Source organism: Nonomuraea endophytica, from assembly GCF_014203235.1.
In the GTDB taxonomy this organism is placed as follows: domain Bacteria; phylum Actinomycetota; class Actinomycetes; order Streptosporangiales; family Streptosporangiaceae; genus Nonomuraea; species Nonomuraea endophytica.
The window spans coordinates 1,576,728-1,599,699 of record NZ_JACHIN010000001.1 but is presented as its reverse complement, the minus strand read 5'-3'; the positions used below and the strand labels follow the sequence as shown (position 1 = coordinate 1,599,699).

General features: G+C 70.1%; 22 protein-coding genes. 14 read left to right on the top strand and 8 right to left on the bottom strand.

Annotation, left to right across the window (positions count from 1 at the left end; genetic code table 11):
- Positions 1 to 39: 39 nt before the first annotated feature.
- The 4 genes from HNR40_RS07790 to HNR40_RS07775 all read left to right on the top strand — a co-directional run bounded on the left by HNR40_RS07790 (position 40) and on the right by HNR40_RS07775 (position 3,897).
- Positions 40 to 1,452: an MDR family MFS transporter gene (locus HNR40_RS07790; RefSeq protein WP_312896228.1), complete on the top strand. Its 1,413-nt coding sequence runs from the start codon at positions 40 to 42 to the stop codon at positions 1,450 to 1,452.
- A gap of 74 nt (positions 1,453 to 1,526) precedes the next feature.
- Entirely contained in the window at positions 1,527 to 2,528 is a 1,002-nt protein-coding gene (locus HNR40_RS07785) for a polyprenyl synthetase family protein (protein ID WP_184959251.1), read from the top strand.
- Between the two features lie 88 nt (positions 2,529 to 2,616).
- The gene (locus tag HNR40_RS07780; protein WP_184959249.1) at positions 2,617 to 3,279 is read left to right on the top strand and encodes a hypothetical protein; all 663 of its coding nucleotides are present in this window, start codon (positions 2,617 to 2,619) and stop codon (positions 3,277 to 3,279) included.
- A complete protein-coding gene (locus HNR40_RS07775; protein WP_184959247.1) occupies positions 3,280 to 3,897 on the top strand; it encodes a thymidylate synthase family protein in 618 nt (205 codons plus the stop codon). It abuts the gene before it with no gap.
- Positions 3,898 to 3,992: 95 nt separating this feature from the next.
- Here the strand turns inward: HNR40_RS07775 and HNR40_RS07770 are convergent, their stop codons facing one another.
- Both HNR40_RS07770 and HNR40_RS07765 read right to left on the bottom strand, forming a co-directional pair.
- Complete coding sequence (locus HNR40_RS07770) at positions 3,993 to 5,423, bottom strand: MFS transporter (protein WP_184959245.1); 1,431 nt, start codon at positions 5,421 to 5,423, stop codon at positions 3,993 to 3,995.
- A 21-nt stretch (positions 5,424 to 5,444) separates the two neighbouring features.
- Positions 5,445 to 6,161: a class I SAM-dependent methyltransferase gene (locus tag HNR40_RS07765; RefSeq protein ID WP_312896227.1), complete on the bottom strand. Its 717-nt coding sequence runs from the start codon at positions 6,159 to 6,161 to the stop codon at positions 5,445 to 5,447.
- A 124-nt stretch (positions 6,162 to 6,285) separates the two neighbouring features.
- Here HNR40_RS07765 and HNR40_RS07760 point away from each other — a divergent pair, with 124 nt between their 5' ends.
- A complete protein-coding gene (locus tag HNR40_RS07760) occupies positions 6,286 to 7,677 on the top strand; it encodes an LCP family protein (protein WP_184959241.1) in 1,392 nt (463 codons plus the stop codon).
- Here the strand turns inward: HNR40_RS07760 and HNR40_RS07755 are convergent.
- A complete protein-coding gene (locus tag HNR40_RS07755) occupies positions 7,674 to 8,147 on the bottom strand; it encodes a tetratricopeptide repeat protein (RefSeq protein ID WP_184959239.1) in 474 nt (157 codons plus the stop codon). The two genes, HNR40_RS07760 and HNR40_RS07755, sit on opposite strands and share 4 nt — an antisense overlap.
- A gap of 69 nt (positions 8,148 to 8,216) precedes the next feature.
- Between HNR40_RS07755 and HNR40_RS07750 the strand changes: the two genes are divergently transcribed.
- Positions 8,217 to 9,152, top strand: coding sequence for an ATP-binding protein (locus tag HNR40_RS07750; RefSeq protein WP_184959237.1), 936 nt, complete (start codon positions 8,217 to 8,219; stop codon positions 9,150 to 9,152).
- A gap of 88 nt (positions 9,153 to 9,240) precedes the next feature.
- Positions 9,241 to 9,627, top strand: a complete 387-nt coding sequence (locus tag HNR40_RS07745; RefSeq protein WP_184959235.1) for an SCO5389 family protein — start codon at positions 9,241 to 9,243, stop codon at positions 9,625 to 9,627.
- Here the strand turns inward: HNR40_RS07745 and HNR40_RS07740 are convergent.
- Complete coding sequence (locus HNR40_RS07740; RefSeq protein WP_184959233.1) at positions 9,596 to 10,630, bottom strand: LLM class flavin-dependent oxidoreductase; 1,035 nt, start codon at positions 10,628 to 10,630, stop codon at positions 9,596 to 9,598. The two genes, HNR40_RS07745 and HNR40_RS07740, sit on opposite strands and share 32 nt — an antisense overlap.
- A gap of 55 nt (positions 10,631 to 10,685) precedes the next feature.
- On the opposite strand from HNR40_RS07740, the gene HNR40_RS07735 reads away from it, so the two are divergent.
- From HNR40_RS07735 to HNR40_RS07725, 3 genes are all read left to right on the top strand, one after another.
- Positions 10,686 to 11,171 carry an RrF2 family transcriptional regulator gene (locus tag HNR40_RS07735; protein WP_184959231.1) on the top strand — a complete coding sequence of 162 codons (486 nt, stop codon included), beginning with the start codon at positions 10,686 to 10,688 and terminating at the stop codon, positions 11,169 to 11,171.
- A 72-nt stretch (positions 11,172 to 11,243) separates the two neighbouring features.
- A complete protein-coding gene (locus HNR40_RS07730) occupies positions 11,244 to 11,681 on the top strand; it encodes a carboxymuconolactone decarboxylase family protein (protein ID WP_184959229.1) in 438 nt (145 codons plus the stop codon).
- A gap of 4 nt (positions 11,682 to 11,685) precedes the next feature.
- Positions 11,686 to 12,945: an FAD-binding oxidoreductase gene (locus HNR40_RS07725; RefSeq protein WP_184959227.1), complete on the top strand. Its 1,260-nt coding sequence runs from the start codon at positions 11,686 to 11,688 to the stop codon at positions 12,943 to 12,945.
- Here HNR40_RS07725 and rnhB read toward each other — a convergent pair.
- Entirely contained in the window at positions 12,942 to 13,613 is a 672-nt protein-coding gene (gene rnhB, locus HNR40_RS07720; RefSeq protein ID WP_184959226.1) for a ribonuclease HII, read from the bottom strand. The genes HNR40_RS07725 and rnhB overlap by 4 nt on opposite strands.
- Before the next feature lie 10 nt (positions 13,614 to 13,623).
- The gene (locus HNR40_RS07715) at positions 13,624 to 14,559 is read right to left on the bottom strand and encodes a LysR family transcriptional regulator (protein ID WP_184959225.1); all 936 of its coding nucleotides are present in this window, start codon (positions 14,557 to 14,559) and stop codon (positions 13,624 to 13,626) included.
- 79 nt (positions 14,560 to 14,638) lie between these two features.
- On the opposite strand from HNR40_RS07715, the gene HNR40_RS07710 reads away from it, so the two are divergent.
- From HNR40_RS07710 to HNR40_RS07700, 3 genes are all read left to right on the top strand, one after another.
- Positions 14,639 to 15,922, top strand: coding sequence for a pyridoxal phosphate-dependent aminotransferase (locus HNR40_RS07710; protein ID WP_184959224.1), 1,284 nt, complete (start codon positions 14,639 to 14,641; stop codon positions 15,920 to 15,922).
- Between the two features lie 103 nt (positions 15,923 to 16,025).
- Positions 16,026 to 16,673, top strand: coding sequence for a GNAT family N-acetyltransferase (locus tag HNR40_RS07705; protein WP_184959223.1), 648 nt, complete (start codon positions 16,026 to 16,028; stop codon positions 16,671 to 16,673).
- 244 nt (positions 16,674 to 16,917) lie between these two features.
- A complete protein-coding gene (locus HNR40_RS07700) occupies positions 16,918 to 19,899 on the top strand; it encodes an AfsR/SARP family transcriptional regulator (RefSeq protein ID WP_184959222.1) in 2,982 nt (993 codons plus the stop codon).
- 277 nt (positions 19,900 to 20,176) lie between these two features.
- On the opposite strand, the gene HNR40_RS07695 is transcribed toward HNR40_RS07700, so the two are convergent.
- Positions 20,177 to 21,577, bottom strand: a complete 1,401-nt coding sequence (locus HNR40_RS07695; RefSeq protein WP_184959221.1) for a DUF7059 domain-containing protein — start codon at positions 21,575 to 21,577, stop codon at positions 20,177 to 20,179.
- A gap of 130 nt (positions 21,578 to 21,707) precedes the next feature.
- Here HNR40_RS07695 and HNR40_RS07690 point away from each other — a divergent pair, with 130 nt between their 5' ends.
- Positions 21,708 to 22,010, top strand: coding sequence for a hypothetical protein (locus HNR40_RS07690; protein ID WP_184959220.1), 303 nt, complete (start codon positions 21,708 to 21,710; stop codon positions 22,008 to 22,010).
- On the opposite strand, the gene HNR40_RS07685 is transcribed toward HNR40_RS07690, so the two are convergent.
- Positions 21,985 to 22,959: an NAD(P)-dependent oxidoreductase gene (locus HNR40_RS07685; RefSeq protein WP_184959219.1), complete on the bottom strand. Its 975-nt coding sequence runs from the start codon at positions 22,957 to 22,959 to the stop codon at positions 21,985 to 21,987. The genes HNR40_RS07690 and HNR40_RS07685 overlap by 26 nt on opposite strands.
- Between the last annotated feature and the right edge of the window lie 13 nt (positions 22,960 to 22,972).

Sequence of the window (22,972 nt, the reverse complement as noted above, 5' to 3'; positions counted from 1 at the left end):
AGACTTGACATGTAAAGACTTACATATGAACCTTCACAGGTGACGACTGACATAAAGCCCCGAAACGACACCCTCCTTGTAGCCGCCGCGCTCGGCGGGATGTTCATCGCGATGCTGGACCAGACGATCGTGGGCACCGCTTTGCCCCGCATCACCGCGGAACTGGGCGGATCCGACCTCTACACCTGGGTCGTGACCGCCTACTTGCTCACCTCGACGGTGACGATGCCCCTGTACGGCAGGCTGTCCGACCAATACGGCAGAAAGCCGCTGTTGCTGATTGGCATGGCCATCTTCATCCTGGGCTCGGCCCTGTGCGGCCTCGCGCAGGACATGACCCAGCTCATCGTGTTCCGCGCGATCCAGGGCCTGGGCGCCGGAGCACTGGTCCCGTTGTCGCTCGCCCTGGCGCTCAGCCTGTTCCCGCCCACCCGGGGCGGCAGCCGGGTGCAGGGCGCCATCGGCGGCGTCATGGCGCTGAGCTACCTGGCCGGCCCGTTCCTCGGCGGGCTGTTCACCGACCACGCGACCTGGCGCTGGGCCTTCTACGTCAACGTGCCGATCGGCCTGGTGCTGCTCGCCGTCGTCGCGCGCAACCTGCCCCACCAGCCCGGCACCGGCCGCGAGCGCCCCGACTACCCGGGCATCGCGATCTTCAGCCTGGCGATCGGCGCGCTGCTGATCGGCCTGACCGAAAAGGGCATCGACGGCAACACCTGGACCAGCCCGCCGGTGCTGGGGCCGATCGGGCTCGCGCTGGTGCTGCTCGCCGCCTTCGTCGTCGTGGAACGGCGGGCCGCCTCGCCGATGATGCCCATGCACCTGTTCGCCGGCCGCAGCTACACGCTGGTCAACGTGACCTCGTTCTTCACCGCGTTCGTCATGTACTCCGGTGTCGTGTTCCTGCCCCGCTACTTCCAGGAGGCGCTCGGCGAGGACGCGACCACCTCCGGCCTGCGCATCTACCCGCTGATGCTCGGCATGCTGGCGGGCAGCTGGATCATGGGCGTCCTCATGTCCAGGACCGGCGTCTACAAGCCCTGGCTCGTCGCCGCGCCCGCCCTGATGATCGTCGGGACGCTCCTCTGCCTGAACCTGACCGTCCACACCTCGGGCTGGCTGCTCATCATCTGGATGTCGCTGATCGGGCTGGGCATGGGCCCGATGCTGTCCGGCCTGACGGTCGCCGCCCAAGCCTCCGTCGCACCCCAGTACCTCGGCACCGCCTCCGCCAACCTGAACTTCTTCCGCCAGATCGGCGGCTCCCTCGCCCTGGCCCTGGCCGGAACCACCTACACCTCCATCCTGACCGAGCAGACCCCGCTCCACGGCCTGCCCGCCGCCCACGCCTCGGCCGCCGCCCTGATCATCCCCGTCCTGGGCGTGGCCGGCGCCCTGATCGCCCTGGTGGCCCTGATCGCCCTCCCCAACACCCGCCTGGCCCTCCCGTGAGACTGGTGGGTCTCCTGAGAAAAAACTCAGCGTCTCTCAGGTACGGCACAGCCACCGCGACGCAGTCTGGAGGTATGGATCAGTTGCTGCGAAACCCGGCGATCGTCAACGGCCTCCGCAAGGTGGAAACGCGCGTAGAGCGCCTGAGCGGTTCTTCGGCGCTGCCGGGGATCAACGCCGGCGCCTCCCGTGTGATCAACGCCGGCGGCAAACGCCTGAGACCCGCGCTGACGCTCGCCACGGCGATGGCCTTGGGCAAGAACCCCGACCGGAGGGTCATCACAGCAGCAGCCTGTGTGGAACTGATCCACGCGGGCTCGCTGGTCCACGACGACCTGATGGACCGCGCGACCGAACGCCGGGGCGCGACGACGCTCAACGCCGACCTGGGCGACGGCAAGGCCCTGGTCATCGGTGACTTCATGCTGGCCAGAGCGGGCCTGGCCGCGATCACCTCGGTCTCCCGCCCGGTCGCGGAAGTGCTGGCTGCCACGGTGGTGGAGCTGGCCGAAGGCCAGTACCTGGAGACCACGGACCTCTTCAACCCGCACCGCACCGAGGCCAGTGCGCTGCGCTCGATCACCGGCAAGACCGCGGCGCTCTTCCGGGCCAGTTGCCTGGTGGCCGCCGTCTGCGCGCAGGCCTCCCCGGAGGACCGGGCGAGGATGGCCGCGTACGGCGAGCGGTTCGGCCTGATCTTCCAGATCCTCGACGACCTCCTCGACCTGACCGCCACCAGCGAGCAACTCGGGAAACCCGCGGGCAACGACCTCAAACAGGGCGTCTACAGCCTCCCGCTAATCCTGGCAAAAGCGAATTTCCTCACAAATGGCGACATATCACTACAAAGGGGAATTTCGGATGAGCAAGTAGCCGAGATCCTCACCAGGCTCCGCCAGACCAAGATGGTTGAGACGACCATCGAATACTGCCGCGGACTGGCCGCCGAGGCCGTCACCGCACTCCCCGAGATCGGCAACCAGGAGATCGCCGGAATCCTCCGCTCGCTGCCCACCTCATACATCGACACAATCATCAGAACCATCAACCGACCTGCACTGACAGCCACGAGTTGAGATTTGTTGGAATGATTGGCAGGAATGCCAGTCAAATCCCGGAAACTGTGCTCATACTGGATTCACCGGGCCATCCAGGAGCACGCTCATGCGGAAGTCATCCCCCTCACCGGGGCCGCTCGAAGCGACCCACTTCCTCCAACTAGCCGCCGTGGACTTCAGCGGCATCTACCAGGTCCACCTGGCCGCGAAGGAAGAACGGCTCAAGATGACCAGGCTCGCGATGAGCCTGTTGTCGGTGCCGTTCCTCGCCACGATCGCGCTGACCAGTGCCAAGGTCGTCAATCCGCAGGATCTGACGACCTGGCAGACCGTCCCCGCGTACCTCTTCGCGCTGGTGGCCGCCTTCGGGCTGCTGGGGGTGCTGCCGTTCCTGCGCCTGATCGAAGCGGTCAACGCGCACGGCAGGACGGCCAGAGCCATCAACAACTTCCGCCTGCTGTACACGGCGCAGTTGAAGGACGAGCTCGACTGGACACCCAACCTGCCCGTCGACCCGCGCTTCCCGGAGACGTACGCGCCGCTGACCTGGCCGGGCATCAACGTGATGATGATGGCCCTGGTCAACTCGGCGTACCTGACAGTAGGCATTACCGGACTGTCCAGGACGTACCCGAACCTGCTCCTGCTGCTGACCAGCATCCTGCTCGTGGCCCTGGTGCACTACTCGATCTACTACGTGCGTTGCAACGTGACAAGGCGACGCCGACTTCCCCACAACCCCTACAAATTCCCGAATATGGAGACGTAAATGGACAGCCCAGTGCAATGGGCGTCATGTGGGGAGGCGTGGATCGGTCTGATCCGCCATGTCTGGATTTCCGGCGTCCCAGCCGACGACGACCGCGGCCCCGTCATCGAGGGCCCGCCCGTGCTGGTCGAGATCACCCGCCCCCGCCCCGCCGACCCCATCGTCGAGCGGTACGGCGACGCCGCCAAGCTGGCCCTCTACACCAGGAAGTTCACCGAGGACACGATCGTCGAGCCGTTCAAGTACAGCTACGGCGCCCGCATCAAGGGCCAGCTGACCTGGGCGGCGGAACTGCTGCGGGCCAGGCCGTACAGCAAGAGCGGCTGGATCTCCCTGACCACCCCCGGCGAGCCCTATGACTCGGTCCCCTGCCTGACCGGCCTGGCCTTCCGGGCCCGAGACGACCGCCTGCTGATGACCGCCACCTTCCGCTCCCAGAACGCCTTCACCAGCTACCTGAACTACCTGCCGCTCGCCGACGTCCAGGCCGAGATGGCGCGGAACCTCGGCCTGGACCAGGGCCCGATGCGCGTGTTCGTCGACGTCCCCCACCTCTACCTCGCCGACGCCGGCGCCGCCCTCCGCGTCATGCGCCCCACCCTCCCCCGCCTCCTCTGACCCCCGGGCACACAAGCCACCAGCACGCCAACCACCCCATGGACCCGCAAGAGCGGAAGACCCAGCGCAGCGCCCAGCCGGAAGCTCGGAGGGGGTTAGGTGGGGGTTTTGGCGGACAGGGGGGTGGCTATGCGTTCGAGGCTTTGGCGTTCGGCCTTGACGCCGAAGATCAGCTCTACGAGTCCGGCGGCGATCATCAGGATCGCTCCGATGGCGAACGCCAGCGCCGTGTCGCCCGGGACGCCGCTCTCCACCAGCGCCGCGAACAGCAGCGGCCCGGCGATGCCACCCGCCGCCGTCCCGATCGCGAAGAAGAAGGCGATGGCCATGGCCCGCGTCTCCATGGGGAAGATCTCGCTGACCGTCAGATAGGCCGAGCTGGCCCCGGCCGACGCCACGAACAGCACCACCGACCAGCAAGCAGTCAAGGTCACGGCGGTCAGCATGCCCTCGTTGAACATCCAGGCCGTGCCCAGCAGCAACACCCCCGACCCGATGTACGTGGCCGAGATCATCGGCACCCGCCCCACCGTGTCGAACAGCGGCCCGAGCAGCAAAGGCCCCAGGAAGTTCCCGACCGCGATCACCGCGAAGTAATACCCGGTATACGTATCAATCTGGTAGAAAGTGGACAAGATCTGCGCGTACCCGAACGTGATGGCGTTGTAGAGGAACGCCTGTCCGATGAACAACGACAGCCCCAGCACGGTCCGCTTGGGGTAGAGCGCCACGAGGGTGTGCGCGATCCGGATGAACCCGATCGACTTGCGCTGGTGGACCGTGATGGACTCGGACGGCTCGGGCAGGTCGCCGGCCACCTGCTCTTCGATCTCGCCGACGATCCGCTCGGCCTCCTTCTCCCGGCCGTGGATGAACAGCCAGCGTGGGCTCTCGGGCACGTTCCTGCGTACCAGCAAGATGGCCAGGCCCAGCACCACGCCGAGCCCGAACGCCACGCGCCACCCGATGTTGACCGGCAGGTCGTTGAGCAGCGGGACGGTCAGCAGGGCGCCTCCGGCGGCGCCGAGCCAGTAGCTGCCGTTGATGAGGATGTCGACGCGGCCGCGGTGGCGGCTGGGGATGAGTTCGTCGATGGCGGAGTTGATCGCGGCGTACTCGCCGCCGATGCCGAAGCCGGTCAGGAAGCGGAACAGGAAGAACCACCACGCGCTGAAGGAGAACGCGGTCATCAGCGTGGCGACCAGGTAGACCACCAGCGTGATGATGAAGAGCTTCTTGCGGCCGAACCGGTCGGTCAGCCAGCCGAAGAACAACGCGCCCGAGCACGCCCCGGCCACGTAGAGGGCGGCGGCGAGGCCGGCGACCTGGGCCTGCGTGATGTCCAGGCCGCTGCCGGGTTTGGCGAGCTGGGCGGAGAGGTTGCCCACGATGGTGACTTCGAGGCCGTCCAGAATCCATACGGTCCCCAGGCCGATGACGATCATCCAGTGCCAGCGCGACCAGGGCAGCCGGTCGAGTCTGGCGGGCACCTTGGTGGTGATGGTGCCGGTCTCAACACCGCTCATGAGACAACCCGGTACCCCGGATCACCTCTTGTAGGCCTCCACCATCCGGGTGGCGAACCACGGCCCGCCGTACCAGAATCGCCAGCCGAGGTCGCGTCGCCGCACGTCAGAGGCGCCGAGGCCGCGCAGGACCGCCTCGTACTCCTCGGTGCGCTGGAAGTCGGCGATCAGCAGGCGGCCGCCCGGCGCGAGCACGCGGTAGGCCTCGCGGACGGCCTCGGCGCGTCCCTCGGCCGTGCCGATGTTGTGGATGGCGAGGCTGGAGACGACCGCGTCGAAGCTGTCGCCGACGAACGGCAGCGCCCGCATGTCGCCGGTGACGAGTTCGATCCGGTCGGCGACGCCTTCGGCCTCGGCGTTGGCCAGGGTGGCGGCGGCGCGGTTGCCCGACTGGTCCTTGGTGCGCCACAGGTCGAGGCCGGTCGCGTACCCCTTGGACAGCCGCCGCGCGGCGGCCATGAGCACCGCGCCGCGCCCGCAGCCGAGGTCCAGCACACGTTCGCCGCCGTCGAGGTCGTCGAGCTCCCTCGCCCAGATCTCGAACTTTCCGCGGCGAGTGGTGTACGCGTAGCTGAACGCGCTGGCCAGGGTATATAGACCTCCGAGGAGGAAGGCGACGCCGGCGGGCGCCACGTCATAGGCGAAGGAGACGATCGTGAGAGCCAGCAGCACAAGGGCTCCCACGACCAGTCCCGCGAAGGGCAACGGCGCGTCGAATCCATACTTTCCACGTCTCACACTCACGTTATATCGCAAGTTTCCGTTGCCGTGAATTGACGCGCCACACTCCGGATTTTGTCCCAATCATCCCTAAACCGTTACTAATCTGAGATGATCTGCTCGAAACGGGGGTTGGCAGGGGATGGCAGCCAGAGATCGCGAATTCAGCCTCGGCGCCAGCATCGCGCTGACCTTCGGCTCGGCCTTGCTGTGGGGGGTGGCCCATCTGGCCACCGGCCGGCGGCGTACCGGCCTGGCGCTGATGGCCGTCTACGCGCTGCTGCTCGCCTCCGTGCTGACCGTGGTCACCGTGCTCGGCAGCCACCTGCTGTCGCTGGCGGTCCAGCCGAGCTGGCTGACGACCCTCACGGTCACGCTGATCGCGATCGCCGTCGCCTGGTCCACGGTGATCATCTGGTCCTATGCCCTGGTACGGCCGGCCGCCTCCGACACCGCCGCCCGCAAGGCCACCACGATCCTGGCCGTCGTCCTGTGCGTCCTGGTCGTCGCCCCGACCGCCTACGCCGCCCGCCTGGCCTATGTCTCGCGCGACGTGGTCACCACGCTGTTCAACAACACGAACACCGCCCCGGTCGTCGCCGCCGACCCGTGGAGCGGGGCCGATCGGGTCAACATCCTGCTCGTCGGCGCCGACGCCGCCGCCAACCGGCCGGGCGTGCGTACCGACAGCATGACCGTGGCCAGCGTGGACGTGGCCACCGGCGCCACCACCCTGCTCGGCCTGCCGCGCAACCTGGAGAACGTGCCCCTGCCCGCCGGCCCGGCCCGCCAGCGCTTCCCCTACGGCTTCACCGGCGAGCCGCCGTACACACCCGGCCTGCTCAACGAGGTCTTCCAGTACGCCGAGGACTACCCCGAGATGACCCCCGGCGTGCACAAGGGCCAGCGCGGCCCGGCGCTGCTCAAGCAGACGATCAGCGGCATCCTCGGCATCCCGGTCACCTACTACGCGATGGTTGACATGTATGGCTTCGCCCAGATCGTCGATGCCATGGGCGGAGTCAAGGTCACCATCAAGGAGCCCATCGTCTACGGCAAGTACCGCGAGGGCCTGCTGCCCGCCGGCACCCGCAAGCTCTCCGGCGAGGAAGCGCTCTGGTACGGCCGCTCGCGCACCGACAGCGACGACTACGTCCGCATGGGCCGCCAGAAGTGCCTGCTCAACGCGGTGGCCAAGCAGGCGGACCCGATGACCGTGCTCAACAGCTTCGAGAGCCTGGCCACCGCCACCAAGCGGGCCATCTCCACCGACATCCCGCAGAGCCTGCTGCCCGCCCTGGTCGACCTGGCGCAGAAGGTCAAGGACACCAGGATCCGCAGCCTCAGCTTCGTGCCGCCGCTGATCAGCACCGCCTACCCCGACTGGCAGCTGATCAGGCGCAAGGTCGAGCAGGCGCTGGCCGAGCGACCGGCGAACAAGACCGCCACCGCCCCCGGCGAACGCCCGACACCCACGCCGACGCTGGCGCCGAGCGCCGACCGCCCGATCGCCCTCGACGAGACCTGCGGTTAGTCCACGACCAGGTCGAGGTTGTCGGCGTAGTAGGCGAGCGCGCGGCCGTAGCCACCGGCCTGCTCGCCCTCCGACACCAGCTTCAGCAGGGAGCTCACCGCCTCGCGGTGGGCTCCCTTGTTGTGCAGCGCCATCGCCCGGAAGGCGCGCAACGCCGGATCGCCCGGGAACTCGCCCAGCCCGCGCTCCAGCATCTCCAGCGCCTCGTCATAGCGGCCGAGCACCCGCAGCGTGCTGCCGAACCCGGTGAACACCCCGAGCCGGTCATCCGCCCGCAGCTCAAGCGCCTTCTCGTAGTACGGCACCGCCTCGCTCTCCAGCCCGAGCCGGTCGTGCGCGTAGGCCGTCTCCCGCGCCACGTCCGGATCATCCGGATACGCGGCCGACACCTCCAGCAGCGCCGCGTGTGCCTCCTCCAGCTTGCCCGCCCGGTTCAGTTCCGCGACTCGCGCCAAAGCTTCATCTCTCATGGCCGCAGTGTGGCATGATGAGCGCACCCGAGAACGAAAACGGTTTTCAAAACCAAAGGAGGCTCCGGCGTGCGCGTGGCATTCGTGGGGAAGGGCGGCAGCGGCAAGACCACCATGTCCGCGCTGTTCGCCAGATACGTGGCAGGCCAGGGCAGCCCGGTCGTCGCGGTCGACGCCGACATCAATCAGCACCTCGCGCTCGTGCTCGGCCTCGACACCCAGCCCGAGCCGCTCGGCGCCCGCCTCACCGAGATCAAGGACCTGCTGCGCGGCGACAACCCGCGCATCCCCTCGGCCGCCGCCATGGTCAAAACCACCCCGCCGGGACGCGGCTCGCGGCTGCTGACGTTCGAGGACCTGCCCTACTCGGTGGCCACGCCCGAGGGCCCGCGGCTCATGGTGACCGGCCCGTTCGGCGAGGAGGACCTCGGCGTCGCCTGCTACCACTCCAAGGTCGGCGCGGTCGAGCTCCTGCTCAACCACCTGGTGGACGAGGCCGGCGAATACGTCGTGGTCGACATGACCGCCGGGGCCGACTCCTTCGCCTCCGGGCTGTTCACCCGCTTCGACCTGACCGTGCTCGTCGCCGAGCCGACCCGGCAGGGCGTCAGCGTCTACCGGCAGTACCGCGACTACGCCGCCGACTTCGAGGTGCCGATCGCGGTCGTCGGCAACAAGGTGCAGGACCCAGGCGACGTCGAGTTCCTGCGCGAGCACGTGGGCGACGACCTGCTGACCTGGATGGAGCACTCGCCCGCCGTGCGCGCCCTGGAGCAGGGGCGGCCGTTCGAGCTGACCGATCTGGAGACCGGCAACCTCGACGCGCTGGCCGTACTGCTGAAGCAGCTTGACGCGCAGCCCAAGGACTGGGCGCGGTTCGGCCGCCAGACGGCCGAGTTCCACCTGCGCAACGCCCGCGCGTGGGCCAACGAGCGCACCGGCCTCGACCTCGCCACGCAGATCGACCCCGCTTTCGTGTACGGCCCGGCCGCGCTGGCCCAGTAGACGACTGTCCCCCTCCCGCCATCTGGAGCCCTCCGGGGCTCTCACCTAGCGTCAGATAGATCCCCTTCTTCCATAGTGAGGAGACAGCATGTCGCTGACCGTTCCGAACGATCTGCTCGACCAGGCCCGTGCCGGAGAGGTCGACGACGCGGCCTTCGTCGCCTGCGTACGCGACTCCCTGCCCTACGCCTGGTCGGTGATCAGCGAGCTGGTCCAGCAGCGTGGTGAGAGCGGCGCCGAGTTCGCCGACAACCAGGTACCGCCGCCGTCGGAGGAGGCGCGGGGACAGCTCCTGCGCTGCCTCGCCAGCGACTCGATGCGCGGCGCGCTGGAGCGCCACTTCGGGGTACGGCTCGCCTTCCAGAACTGCCACCGGGTCGCCGTCTTCGACCCGTCGGCCGAGAAGGCGCACGCCGAGTTCGTGACTCCCAGGGCGCAGATCCTCAACCAGAAGCCGGAGCTGGTGGACTGCTAGCCGGCGGCACGGGGCCCGGCGGTGTCGGCCGCCGGGCCCTCGGCAGCACTTCCCGCCCGAGGCGGCGGATGTTGTCCAGAGTCCGGTCCGGCCCGCCGCCCTCGACCATGAGGACGAGGTGGCGCAGGCCGGTGACCTCGGCGGTGCGCCGGATCCGCTCGACACAGAGATCGGGGTCGCCGACCGGGTGCGTCCGACTCAAGAAGTCCACATATTTCGGGATATCGCGGGGCGGGCGAGCCCGCCCATCCACCGGCACATATCCCGCCAGACCCGGCTCCAGCCAGCGCGGCATGGCCTCCCTGAGCTCCCTCACCGCCCGCTCGGTCGAGTCCCCCACGAACCCCACGGCCGCCGCCACATGCCCCCCGACACCACCAGACAGGGCCGCGTGCTCGCGGAGCAACGCCGCCTTCTCCTCGTCGCCGACGTGCATGCCCAGCAGCATCGGCAGCCCACGCTCCGCCGCCAGCGCCAGCGTCGCCCGCGACGTGCAGGCCACCACCGGCCGCATCCGGGCCGCCGGGACCATCTCCACCTCACGGAACCTGAAGAACTCCCCGTCGGCCGCGACCCGCTCCCCCGACATCGCCGCACACAACACGTCGAGCGACTCCGCGAACCCGCGCTCGTAGCGCTCCACGCCGGTGCCGAGCACCTCCAGCTCCAGCCACGGCCCGCCGCGCCCGACCCCGAGCGTGAACCGGCCACCGGACAGATGGTGCAGCATCGCCGCCTGCTCGGCCAGCGCCACCGGGTGCCAGGCCGACAGCACGCTGACCGCCGTGCCGACGCCGATGCGCCGGGTCCGGCCCAGGGCCAGCGCCGCGAGCGTGGTGGCCGACGGGCACACGCCGTACGACATGAAGTGGTGTTCGGCGATCCACACGTCGTCGAACCCGGCCTCCTCGGCGGCCTCGATCCACTCCACGACCTGGGCCAGCGCCTGACCGGCTGCCTGCCCGGGAAACTGGGCAGCGATCAGAAAGATCCCGATGCGCACCCCTCAGATGCTAACCGGGTTGCGCTTCCTATTCTGGAGGTCTAGTATCCAGGATATGCGGATGAACGAGGGCGTCGAGTGGGCGCTGCACAGCTGCGTCAACATGACGTGGCTCGACCAGGACGAGGCGGTCACGGCGAAGAAACTCGCGGCCTTCTACGAGTTGCCGGCCGCCTACCTCAACAAACAGCTTCAGTCCCTGGTGAAGGCGGGCATCCTCACCTCCACCTCGGGCCCGCGCGGCGGCTTCAGGCTGGCCAGGCGGCCCGACCAGATCACCCTGCTCGACATCGTGACGGCGATCGAGGGCCGCGAGGACGCGTTCCGCTGCGAGGGCATCCTGCGCAAGGGTCCCGGTGGCCGCGACGACGTCGACTATCGCGCGCACTGCGAGCTCTCGATGGCCATGCGGCAGGCCGACCTCGCCTGGCGCAAGTCGCTGGCGGGCAAGACCGTCGCCGACATCGCCGCGACCGTGCAGCGCAAGCACCCGAACACCCGCGAGGGCACCCGCGCCCGCTTCGAAAGCCTGCGCGCCTGAGAAAGCGGTTGAGCGAGCTTCTTCCGTAGCCAGATTCTAGATATTAAACATCCAGGAAAGCGAGAATAACCCATGACCGCCCGCATCAAGATCGGCACCGCCGGGTACCAGGGCCTGCTGGCCGTCGAGGCCCACCTGCGCCGCTGCGACGTCCCCCAGAGCACCCTGGAGCTGCTCCGCCTGCGGGTCAGCCAGATCAACGGCTGCGGCTACTGCGTCGACATGCACGCCCGCGACGCCAAGAAGGCCGGCGAGAGCGACGAGCGCCTCTGGTCAGTGGCCGCGTGGCGCGAGGCGCCGTACTACACCGACGAGGAACGCGCCGCGCTGGCCCTGGCCGAGGCCGCCACCCGCCTGAGCGACAACCCGGCGGGCGTGCCCGACGACGTCTGGGACGACGCCGCCGATCACTACACGGAAGAGCAGCTGGCCGCCCTAGTCATGGCCATCGCGAACATCAACGCCTGGAACCGCATCAACGTCACCGTCCGCACCACCGCTGGAGCCTGAAACCATGAACATCGAGAACTTCGACGGCCCGATCCTGCGCCCCGGCGACGCCGCCTTCGAGCAGGCCACCAAGCCCTGGAACCTGGCGATCGAGCAGCCCGTCCTGGCCGTCGCCCACGCCGCGCACGCCGCCGACGTGGCAGCTCTGGTCCGCCACGCGGCCGCGCACGGCCTGACCGTCACCACCCAGCCGAGCGGCCACGGCGCCAGCGGCGACACCGAGGGCACGATCCTCCTGCGCACCTCCCGCCTGGACGAGGTCACCCTGGACGGCCGCGTGGCCAGGGTCGGCGCCGGCGTCAAGTGGGGCAAGCTCCTCGAAGCCGCCGGCCCGCACGGGCTGACCGGCGTCGCCGGCAGCACCCCCGCCGTCAACGTGACCGCCTACACGCTCGGCGGCGGGCTGAGCTGGTTCAGCCGCAAGTGGGGCTGGGCCGCCGACAGCGTGCGCGCCTTCGAGATCGTCGACGCCGAGGGCGCGCCGCGCCGGGTGAGCGCCGAGTCCGACGCCGACCTGTTCTGGGCGCTGCGGGGCGGTGGCGGCGACTTCGCGGTGGTGACCGCGCTGGAGATCGACCTGCGACCCGCCCCTCAGCTGTACGGCGGGCGGCTGCTCTGGCCGGCCGAGCGGGCCCCCGAGGTGCTGGAGGCGTTCCGGCGGGTGACGGCCGTGGCGCCGGACGAGCTGACCCTGTGGCTGGACCTGCTCCAGTTCCCCGGCGCCCCGCCGTTCGTGGCGCTCGACTCCACCTACCTCGGCCCGGAGCGGGAGGCCAGGGCGCTGCTCGCGCCGTTCGGCAAGATCGCCGGGCTGATCTCCGACACCCACGCCGTGCTGCCCGTGCACGAGCTCGGCTCCATCGAGCAGGAGCCGACCGACCCGGGCCCCGGCCAGTCGCACGCCGAGCTGCTGCCGAGCCTGGAGCACGCGGCCGCGCTGCTGAGCGGGCCCATCGACCCGCTGCTCAGCGTGCAGATCCGGCACCTGGGCGGGGCGCTGGCCGGGCCGTCGGACAGCGCGGCGGGGCCGGTGGCCGATCCGTACCTGCTCTACATGTTCGGCATCCCGGGCACCGGTGACGTGGAGGGCAAGGAGATCGCGCTGGCCGCCGCGCTGGGCGGGGAGGGGCGCAAGCCGTACACCTTCCTGAAGCCTGGGGAGAAGGCGGCGCAGGCGTTCGGCGCGGTCGCCTACGAGCGGCTGCGGGAGATCAAGCGGCGGCGCGACCCCAACGGCGTCTTCCGCGCCAACTACCCGATCTAGCCGAACAGGGACTCCTGGCCCTCGCCGACGAGCGGGTCGCGGTGGCGCTTCAGGTGGCGCCACTTCGGCAGGTCGTCGAGGTAGGACCAGGACAGCCGGTGGTGGGGCGTGGGACCGTGCTCGGCCAGCGCGGTCAGGTGGATGGGCGAGGGGTAGCCGGCGTTGTCGGCGAAGCCGTAGTCGTCACAGCCGATCGTGCCCATGTACGCGTCGCGCCGCACCTTGGCCAGCACCGAGGCGGCCGCCACCGAGACGCTCACCGCGTCCGCCTTGACCTCCAGGCGGACCGGCCAGGGCGGGCCGATGTAGTCGTGGGCGCCGTCGAGAATGACCGCGTCAGGGCGGACCGGCAGGGCCTCCAGCGCCCGCCTGGCCGCCCGCGACAGCGCCGCGGTCATGCCCAGCGCGTCGATCTCCGCGTGGGACGCCTCGCCGAAGCCGATGCCCGCGGCCCAGGACTCCAGGTCGCCGATGAGGCCCTCGCGGCGGCGCTGGGTGAGCTGCTTGGAGTCGGTCAGCCCCGCCGGCGGCTCGGACAGATCGCTCACCACGGCGCAGACCGTGACGGGACCCGCCCAGGCGCCCCTGCCGACCTCGTCGACACCCGCGACCAGACGGGTGCTGGGCAGGGCGAGGAGCTGCCGCTCGATGTCGTAGGTGGGCGCCATGCGGCAGAGGCTATCGCTCGGCCAGCCGCAGCTGCTCCAGATCGGCCGCGATGTAGCGGGCGGCCACGTGGATGGCCCGCAGGGTGACCGACACCGACGGCCGGTGGACGCTGGAGGTACGGGCCACCGCGTGCACCTCCCTGCCGACCGGGTCGCCGGGGAAGGTGCGCACCGCGATGCCGCGCACGCCCGCGGCCAGCGCCAGGGACGGGACCGCGGCGATCCCGATGCCCTTGGCCACCAGCGACAGGATCGTCCCGAGGCCCTCGAACTCCCACGGCGTGGGCTTGGTGCCGCCCACGTCGACGAACAGGCGGTCCACGGCCAGCCGGGACGGCTCGCCGTCCGGGGTCGCCATCCACGGCTCGTCGCGCAGTTCGGCCAGGTCGAGCGGGATGTCGGGGTCGGCCAGCCGGTGCTTGCGGGGCACCACCAGCACGAGGGGGTCGTGCAGGAGGGGGAAGACCCGGGTGCTGTCGCTGTCGCGGGCCCTGCCGTACCAGTCGTCGATGAGGGCGATGTCGACCTCGCCCGCCTGCACCTCGCGCATGCCGCGGCCCGAGCGGCTCTGCCCGAGCCGGAGCGACAGCTCGGTGTGGCGGCGCAGCGTGCGGGCGAGGGCGGGCGCGAAGGCGACCGCGGCCGTCGGGAAGGCGGTCAGGACCACGCGCCCGGTGGGACTGCCCGCCTGGGCGGAAAGGTCGGACTCGGCCTCCTCGACCATGGCCAGGATGCGCTCGGCGTGGGCCACCAGACGGCGTCCCGCGTCGGTCAGCTCGGCGCTGCGCGCGGTCCGGTCGAGCAACGCGGTGCCGGTCTCCCGCTCAAGCGCGACGAGTTGCTGGGACACCGCCGACGGGCTGTAACCGAGCGCCGTGGCGGTCGCGGCGATGCTGCCCCGGCGGGCGAACTCGCAGATCAAGGTCAGACGGCGCAGATCGAGCATCGGACTTCCTTATGCCTACCCACATGAAGCCTCGCTTGTACTTATGCCTCTATCCAACCACGCTGGGAACGTGACAAACATGACGGTTACCCTCTCCGCCACGCTGGCGGCCAACGAGGACATCGAGCGAAGACGGCGCGCCGGGGAACGCGTGCTCAACCTCGCCTTCGGCGAGGCCGGGCTGCCCGTCCACCCGGCGCTGCGCGACAAGCTGGTCGCCGCATCCGAGCGCAACGGCTACGGCCCGGTCGCGGGGGCGGCCGAGCTGCGCGAGGCCGCGGCGGGCTACTGGAACCGGCGAGGGCTGGCGACCGACCCCGACTACGTGGTGTGCGGGCCGGGCAGCAAGTCGCTCCTTTACGGCATGATCCTGGCGCTGGGCGGCGACATCGTGATGACCGCGCCGAGCTGGGTCAGCTACGCGGCCCAGGCCGACCTGGTCGGCGCCAAGCCCATCATGGTTCCGGCGCCCCCCGGCGAGGGTGGGGCGCCCGATCCCGACAAGCTCGTCTCCGCGGTGCTGCACGCGCGCACCCAGGGCAGGACCGTACGGTCGCTGCTGGTGACGCTGCCGGACAACCCCACCGGGCGGCTCGCGTCGCCGCGGACCATCCACCGGCTGGTGGAGGTCGCCCGCGAGCTCGACCTGGTCATCATCTCCGACGAGATCTACCGGGATCTGCTGCACGACACGGCGCTGCCGTACACCTCTCCTGCCGATCTCGCGCCGGAGCGGACGGTCATCACGACGGGGCTGAGCAAGAGCCTGGCGCTGGGCGGCTGGCGCATCGGCGTGGCGCGACTGCCGGACGGCGCGACCCAACTGCGCAGGCAGTTGCTCGCGGTGGCCAGCGAGATCTGGTCGGCGCCGGCCGCGCCGGTCCAGGACGCCGCCGCCTACGCCTTCACCGAGCCGCCGGAGCTGGTGGAGCGGGTCAACCAGAGCCGCCGGCTGCACGCCAAGGTCTCGCGGGCGGTCTACGACCGGTTCGTCGAGGCGGGCTGCGCGGTGGCCAAGCCGCAGGGCGGCTTCTACCTCTACCCGGACCTCGGCCATCTGCGGCTGGGCGGCTCCGCGGAGGTCACCCGGATCCTGCTCGACGAGCACGGGATCGGCGTCCTGCCCGGCCACGCCTTCGGGGACGACCCCTCGGCGGCGCGCGTACGGGTGGCCACGAGCCTTCTCTACGGGGAGAGCACCGAGGAGCGGCTGACCGCCCTCAACTCGGCCGACCCGCTGTGCCTTCCGTGGATCTCCGGCAGCCTTGATCACCTGCTCATGGGACTCAAAGAACTGTCCGTGCGGCGGCCACGTGAACGGCACCGCTCGCTGGTGTCACAGTTGGGCGAATCTTTGGGCTGATTCTCCAGGTTGACCTGCGAAAACACCCTGTTTTCCGCAAGCCGAAAATGTTGACCCGCGTCACGTGGTTACAGGTGGGCACAGCAGCCCTCATCATGTGCTCATGCCCGCTCTTGTCACCTTGTCCGGGCGCCTCGTGCGCCTGGAACCTCTCAGCCTCGCGGCGGTCGAAGACCTCGCCGCCGCGGCGAGTGAAGACCGCTCCACTTACGCCTTCACTCGCGTCCCGCATGGCCGGGACGAGGTTGCCTCCTATGTGGAGGCCGCCATGGCTGAGCAGGCGGAGGGCCGCACGATGCCCTTCGCCATCCGGTGGCTGCACACCGACCGTGTGGTCGGTGCCACCCGTCTGATGAACCTGGAGTACTGGCAGGGCCCCATGCCCTGGCCGCCGGGTGCTCGCGCGACGGTGGGCGACGTCCCGTCCGTGGCGGACATCGGTTACACCTGGCTGGCCGCTTCGGCCCAGGGCACAGGTGTGAACCGGGAGAGCAAGTACCTCATGCTCTCGCTCGCCTTCGAGACCTGGAACGTCCACCGCATCACGCTCAAGGCAGATGTAAGAAACGAACGGTCCCGGGCCGCCATCGAGGCCCTCGGCGCACACTTCGACGGGGTGCGGCGAGCGGAAAGCCGAGGCGCCGACGACACGGTCCGAGATACCGCGTTCTATTCGATCTTGAGCTCAGAATGGCCCGCGGTCCGAGAACGCCTGTCAGGCAGACTCGGGCTTGTCGAGGCCGCCGCATAGCAACCGTCCGCTAAGGCCCCGCCCGACATATCAGGGCGGGGCCCCTCATATCTATGGGGACGGGCACGGCCGCCCCCGTATCGGGGCCATGCCCGCTGCTCTATCAGCATCACCGGCCAGGCTCAACACCCGATCAACGGCGAATCAACGCTTCGGTTAACGAATTGGCTCATGCCTATGTGTTAGGCAATTATGGATCTATCATTTGGTAACAAATCGTTCCATTGCCTGGGAGACACACGGCATGGCTGGTCACGCCATCGAAAGCGAGCTGCGCTTCGCTGTGCTCGGTCCCGTTCGCGCGTGGCGCGGCGACCAGGAAGTCGATTTGGGTACCCCGTTGCAGCGCTCCATTCTGGGCATGCTTCTGTTGCGGGAAGGCCGGGCGGTCACGCCGACGGAGATGATCGACGCGGTGTGGGGCGAGGACGCGCCGCCGCGCGCGCTGGGCGCGTTGCGCACCTACGTCTCCCGATTGCGCACGGTGCTGGAGCCCGACCGTCCCGCGCGCACCCGTCCCGAGCTGCTGACCTCCGTCGGCCGCGGGTACGCGCTGCGCCTGCCTGACGGCGCCCTTGACCTGACCCGCTTCGAACGCGGCATCACCGAGGCCGACGCCGCCCGCCGGGCGGGAAAGCCCGGGGAGGCGGCCAAAGGCATGCGCGACGCGCTGGCGTTGTTCGAGGGCGAGCCGCTGGCCGGCGCCGTCGGCCCGTACGCCGACCACCAGCGCGACCGGCTGATCGAGCGCCGCCTCAGCGTGGTCGAGACGCTCATGGACGTCGACCTCGAGCTCGGCAACCACGCCGCGATCGTCTCCGAGCTGGTCGCGCTGACCGCCGACCACCCCCTGCGTGAACGGCTGCGCGCCCAGCTGATGCTGGCCCTGTACCGGTGCGGCCGGCAGGGTGACGCGCTGGCGGTGTTCACCGAGACCCGCGAGGCGCTGATCGAGGAGCTGGGCGTGGAGCCCAGCCGCGAGCTGACCGTGCTGCACCAGCGCATCCTGGCCGCCGACCCGGCGCTGGCCGTCTCGATCGTGGTCGACCTCAGCGACGACACCGAGGACGTGGAGGAGCCGGCGCACGAGCTGCCGCGCCCGGCGCAGCTTCCCGCCGCGGTCAACGACTTCACCGGCCGAAAAGAGATCGCCGGACGGCTGCGCACGCTGCTGTCCTCGGCGCACAGCGGCACCCACGAGGGTGTCCCGGTCGCGGCGATCTGCGGCATCGGCGGCGTGGGCAAGACGGCGCTGGCCGTGCACGTGGCGCACCTGTCCGACGACCAGTTCCCCGACGGCCAGCTCTACGCCGACCTGCGCGGCTACACCGACGAGGCGACCGCGCCGGAGTCGGCGCTGGGCGCGTTCCTGCGTGCGCTGGGCATCCCGCCGGACGTGATCCCGGAAGGGCTGTCGGAGCGCTCGGCGCTGTATCGCTCGCTGCTGGCCGAGCGGCGCATCCTGGTGCTGCTCGACAACGCCCGCGACGCCCAGCAGGTCAGCCCGCTGCTGCCGGGCACGCCCGGATGCGCGGCGATCGTCACCAGCCGGGTCAAGCTGGCCGACCTGCCCTCGGCCCGCCTGATCGACCTGGACGTGATGGAGCCGGACGAGGCGCTGTCGCTGTTCGCCACCGTGGCCGGGCCCGAGCGGGTCGCGGCCGAGCACGGCGCGGCCATGGACGTGGTCGCCGCGTGCGGGTTCCTGCCGCTGGCGGTGCGGATCGTGGCCGCCCGGCTGGCCGCCCGCCCCTCCTGGACGGTCACCTCGCTGGTGTCGCGGCTGACCGACGAGCAGCGCCGCCTGGACGAGCTGCGGGTGGGCAACCTGGCCGTCGAGGCCACCTTCGCGCTCGGCTACGGCCAGCTCGACGCCGCCCAGTCGCGGGCCTTCCGCCTGCTGTCGCTGCCCAACGGGCCCGACATCTCCGCCGGGGCGGCCGCCGCGGTGCTGTCGATGAGCACGTTCGAGACCGAGGACCTGCTGGAGTCGCTGGTCGACGCCAGCCTGCTGGAGGCGCCCGCTCCTGGCCGTTACCGCTTCCACGATCTGCTCAAGCTGTTCGCCCGCCGTACCTTGGAGAAGTCGGAGCGGCCGCAGGCGCGCACGATGGCGTTGCGGCGGCTGCTCGGCTTCTACCTGGCCTCCTGCCAGTCGGCGCACCGGCTCGCCTATGAGGGCAGCATGATCTCCGACAACCTGGTCGTGGTCGGCAGCGGGCGCATCTTCACCTCGGCCGACGAGGCGGTGGCGTGGCTGATCGCCGAGGGCGACGCGCTGTTCGCCGCGATCAACCAGGCCGCCTCGGCCTCGCGCACCGGCGAGCAGCTGCTGCCCGCGGCCGACATGCTGCTGGCGATGGAGCCGCTGCTGGAGTCGGGCACCCACACCCGCGAGTTCGACCTGGCCACCCGGGCCGTGCTGGCCACCGCGCAGCGCATCGGCGACGCCGGCAGCGAGCTGCGCGCCCGTTACGTGCTGGGCCGGGTGCTGTTCGCCGGCAACCAGCTGCAGCAGGCCGAAGAGCAGTTCAGGATCGTGCACGAGCTGTCGGTGGACCGCGAGGAGAAGGTCGTCACCGGCGAGGTGCGCAACGCCCTGGCCGTCGTCGTCGGCCGCCAGCGCCGCCACACCGAGGCGCTCAACTGGTTCGACGCCGCGATGGAGTTCTACCGCGAGAACGGCGTGCCGGCCGGTGAGGCGCTGGTCCTGTCCTACTCCGCCCGCGACCACCTCGGCCTCGGCCGCCCCGAGGACGCCATCGCCGCGGCCGAGAAGGGCCTGGCCATCTTCACCGAGATCGGCAGCGGCGCCGGCACCGCCCGCGCCCGCTACCACCTCGGCATCGTCCTGTCGCGGGTCGGCCGCATCGCCGAGGCCGTCCACCACCACGCCGAGTGCCTTTCCTTCTTCCGGGCGAGCAAGCAGCGGGTGTGGGAGCAGCGGGTCTGCTCGCGCCTGGCCGAGACGTTCATCACCGCCGAGCGCTACTCCGACGCCGTCCGCCACGCCGAGCAGGCGCTCGTGGTCAGCAGGGAGATCGGCCACCCCTACGGCGAGGCGCTCTCACTCCAGGTGCTGGGCAAGGCGCTGATGGGCCTGGGGAGCACGACCCGCAGCACCGACTGCCTACGTCAGGCCTTCGACATCTTCTCCAGGCTCGGCGCCCCCGAAGCCGGGGACATCAAGGCCCTCCTCGACAGCGCTCAGGTCGTCGAGACCTGAGTACAGCTCGTCGTCGAGTCGCGTCATCCATACGTGGTTGATCAAGGCTGCCCCTTGGTGGGAGCGGAAGGTTACAGCCCGGCCGGTCATCTACCACCACGCTTCGCTAGGGGGCCCGGTTATCCGGATGCTCCACGTGGCGGCTAGCCGCCTCACATCGACGACCGGCCGGACCAGACACGAACCTCGAACCCCCCAGGTCCGTGTCTGTGCGCCTAGCTTCTCCCGGGCTTGTCAACGTCCAATCAACGCGGAATCAATGTCCTTGTCCGTTGACTCACACGTGGAAGAAGCCCTCGGCGATCAGCGGGCGCAGGGCGTCGGCGTGGAGCTGCTCGCCGTCGCCCACCAGCTCCGCGATCACGTTGAGCAGCGGGCCCAGGGCCAGGTCGCCGTCGCAGACCCCGGCCAGGGCCGCCTCCACCGTGCCGACGTCGCGGGTCCTGCGCAGGCCCCTCGTCTGGCGGAGCACGATCTTCATCGGGTCCTCGGCGCCCGGCCGGCCGACGCGTTCGTCCAGCAGGCCATCGACCGTGCGCAGGCGGGCCTCGTCCAGGCCGCCGGCGCGGTGGGCGGCGGCGATCGCGTCCAGGACGCCGTCCACGTACTGGCCGACCGGGATCTCCACCTGGTGGGTCAGCTGCTCGACCCGCACCACCGGGTCCAGGGTGCCGGAGTTGCGGATCGTGATCCAGCCGAAGCCGATCCCCTCGACCTTGCGCTCGTCGAACCACGACAACCACTCGTCATAGTGCCGGGCGTAGCCGGGGGTGCCCTGCTCGGCCGCGTCCTTGAGCCACAGCTCGACGTACTCGGCCGGGTCCTGTACGTCGCGCTGCACCACCCAGCCGTCGCAGCCGGTCTCGCCCAGCCAGCCGCCCACGCGGTCGCGCCAGTCCTCGCCCTCGACGTGGAGCCAGTTGGCCAGGAAGTGGGCCTGGCCGTCGGGGTTGAGGTGGCGGGGGGCCTGCCGTACCAGTGCGCGGCAGAAGTCGTCGCCGCCCACCTCGCGGTAGGTGAGCTTGCCGGCGGGTGAGATCACGAACGGCGGGTTGGAGACGATCAGGTCGAACAGCTCGTTCTGGACGGGCTCGAACATCGAGCCGGTCCTGGCGTCCACGCCGGTGATGCCGGACAGCGCCCAGCTCAGGCCGGCCAGTTCGACGGCGCGCGGGTTGACGTCGGTTGCGGTGATCCGCTCGGCGCGCCCGGCCAGGTGAAGCACCTGCACACCGCAGCCGGTGCCCAGGTCCAGCGCGCGCTCCACCGGGCGGCGGGTGACGAGCTGGGCCAGGTTGGCCGAGGCGCCGCCCGCGCCCACCACGTGGTCGGGGCTCAGCGCCGGGTCGCCGGGGCGTACCTTGCGGTCGGAGACGAGGTAGCCGTCGGTCTCCCACGGCTGCAGGTGAACGGTGGCCCGTACCTCGTCGGCAGCGGTCGTGACCAGGCCCGAGGCCAGCACCTCGGGGGCGACGCTCTTGGCCGGCACGGGGACGCCCAGCCAGAACAGGCGGATCAGCGTGGCCAGCGGGTCGCGTTCGGCCGTGGTCCGCAGGGCGGGGACCAGTTCCTCACGCGCGAGCGCACCGGCCGCCACCGCGCCCAGTCGGTCGCGGACTCCGTCGATGGTGTAGCCGGTCTCCAGCAGATGCTCGCGCAGTCGTTCCACGGATCCCATCCTTCCACCGCGGACCGCAACTCACCCCAGACACCGGCGCAAGATCAGAAACTCTGCGTAACCATACTGTTACGGAGCTACCCAAGCGTTCTGCAAGCGGGCAGCAAGGCGCCCGCGGTATCTGTAGGAGGTGCTGATCCCCTGCCTCGCCTGCGAGTCCCGGTTCAGGCCCGACGATTACTTCCGCGCCTGCACCGACTACAACCGCGGCCTGGATCTGGTCTCGTGGATCTGCCCGAGCTGCGGCAACCACGACGACCTCAGGGTGCTGCCGGGCGAGCTGGGTTTCGGCTACCCCTGTCGCGGGCGCTTCGCCGTACACGATCGGCTGCGGGTGCCCGGCCTGCGCAGGCAGCGCGGCGAGCTCCGGCTCGACATCTCTCTCGACGCTCACAGCTGGCGGATCGCTACAAGAGTCCGGCTACCGGTATGACCGGCGGGCAGAGGTAGGCGGGCCGCTCTCCGCGCAGGGTGCGCCCGATGTCGGCCACCAGCGCGTGCGCGTGCTCGACATGGCTCTCCCCGGTGGCCGCGCCGAGGTGCGGGGTGAGCACCACGTTGCGCAGCCTGGTCAGCGGGTGGGCCGGGTCCAGCCACTCCCCCTCGAAGTGGTCGAGTCCGGCGCCGCCGAGCTGACCCCACCGCAGGGCGTCCACCAGCGCCGCCAGGTCGTGCAGGGCGCCGCGCGAGGTGTTGAGGTAGATCGCTCCCGGGCGCATGGCGGCGAACTCGGCCGGGCCCATGAAGCCGCGCGTCTCCTCGGTCACCGGCACGTGCAGGGAGACTACGTCGGCCTCGGCGATCAGTTCCGGCAGCGTGTGGAGGGCCTCCGGGGTGTAGGGGTCGCAGGCGATCACGTTCATGCCGAGGCCCTGGGCGCGCCAGCGCAGCGCCCTGCCGACCCGGCCCAGGCCGACGATGCCGATCGTGCGGCCGGACAGGCGCAGGCCGCGGTGGCGCTCGGACGGGGGGATTCGGCCCCGGTAGACGCGGCCGCGCCGTACCTCGCGATCGGCGGTCACGACGTGGCGGCTGACCGCGAACAGCAGCGCGATCGCGAGCTCCGCGACCGCGTCGGGGTCGCGGTCGGCGGCATGGAGTACGGCGACGCCGCGCTCGGCGGCCAGCGCCAGGTCGACGTTCGTCGACGAGCCGACACAGGCCACGATGTCGAGCGGGAGGGACAGGACCGACACGCGGACCTGGTCACCCTCTGTGACGATCACCGAGGCGCCGGTCTCGATGACGAGGTCGGCGAGTTGCTCGTCGGAGAAACCGAGGCTGGGCCGAGCGGGAACCTCGGCCAGGTCGGCGAACTCGCCCAGGCTGGCGAGAGCGGTCTCCGGCAGGGTGGGCAGGACCAGCGCCCGAGGTCGTCTCACATTTGTGACAATA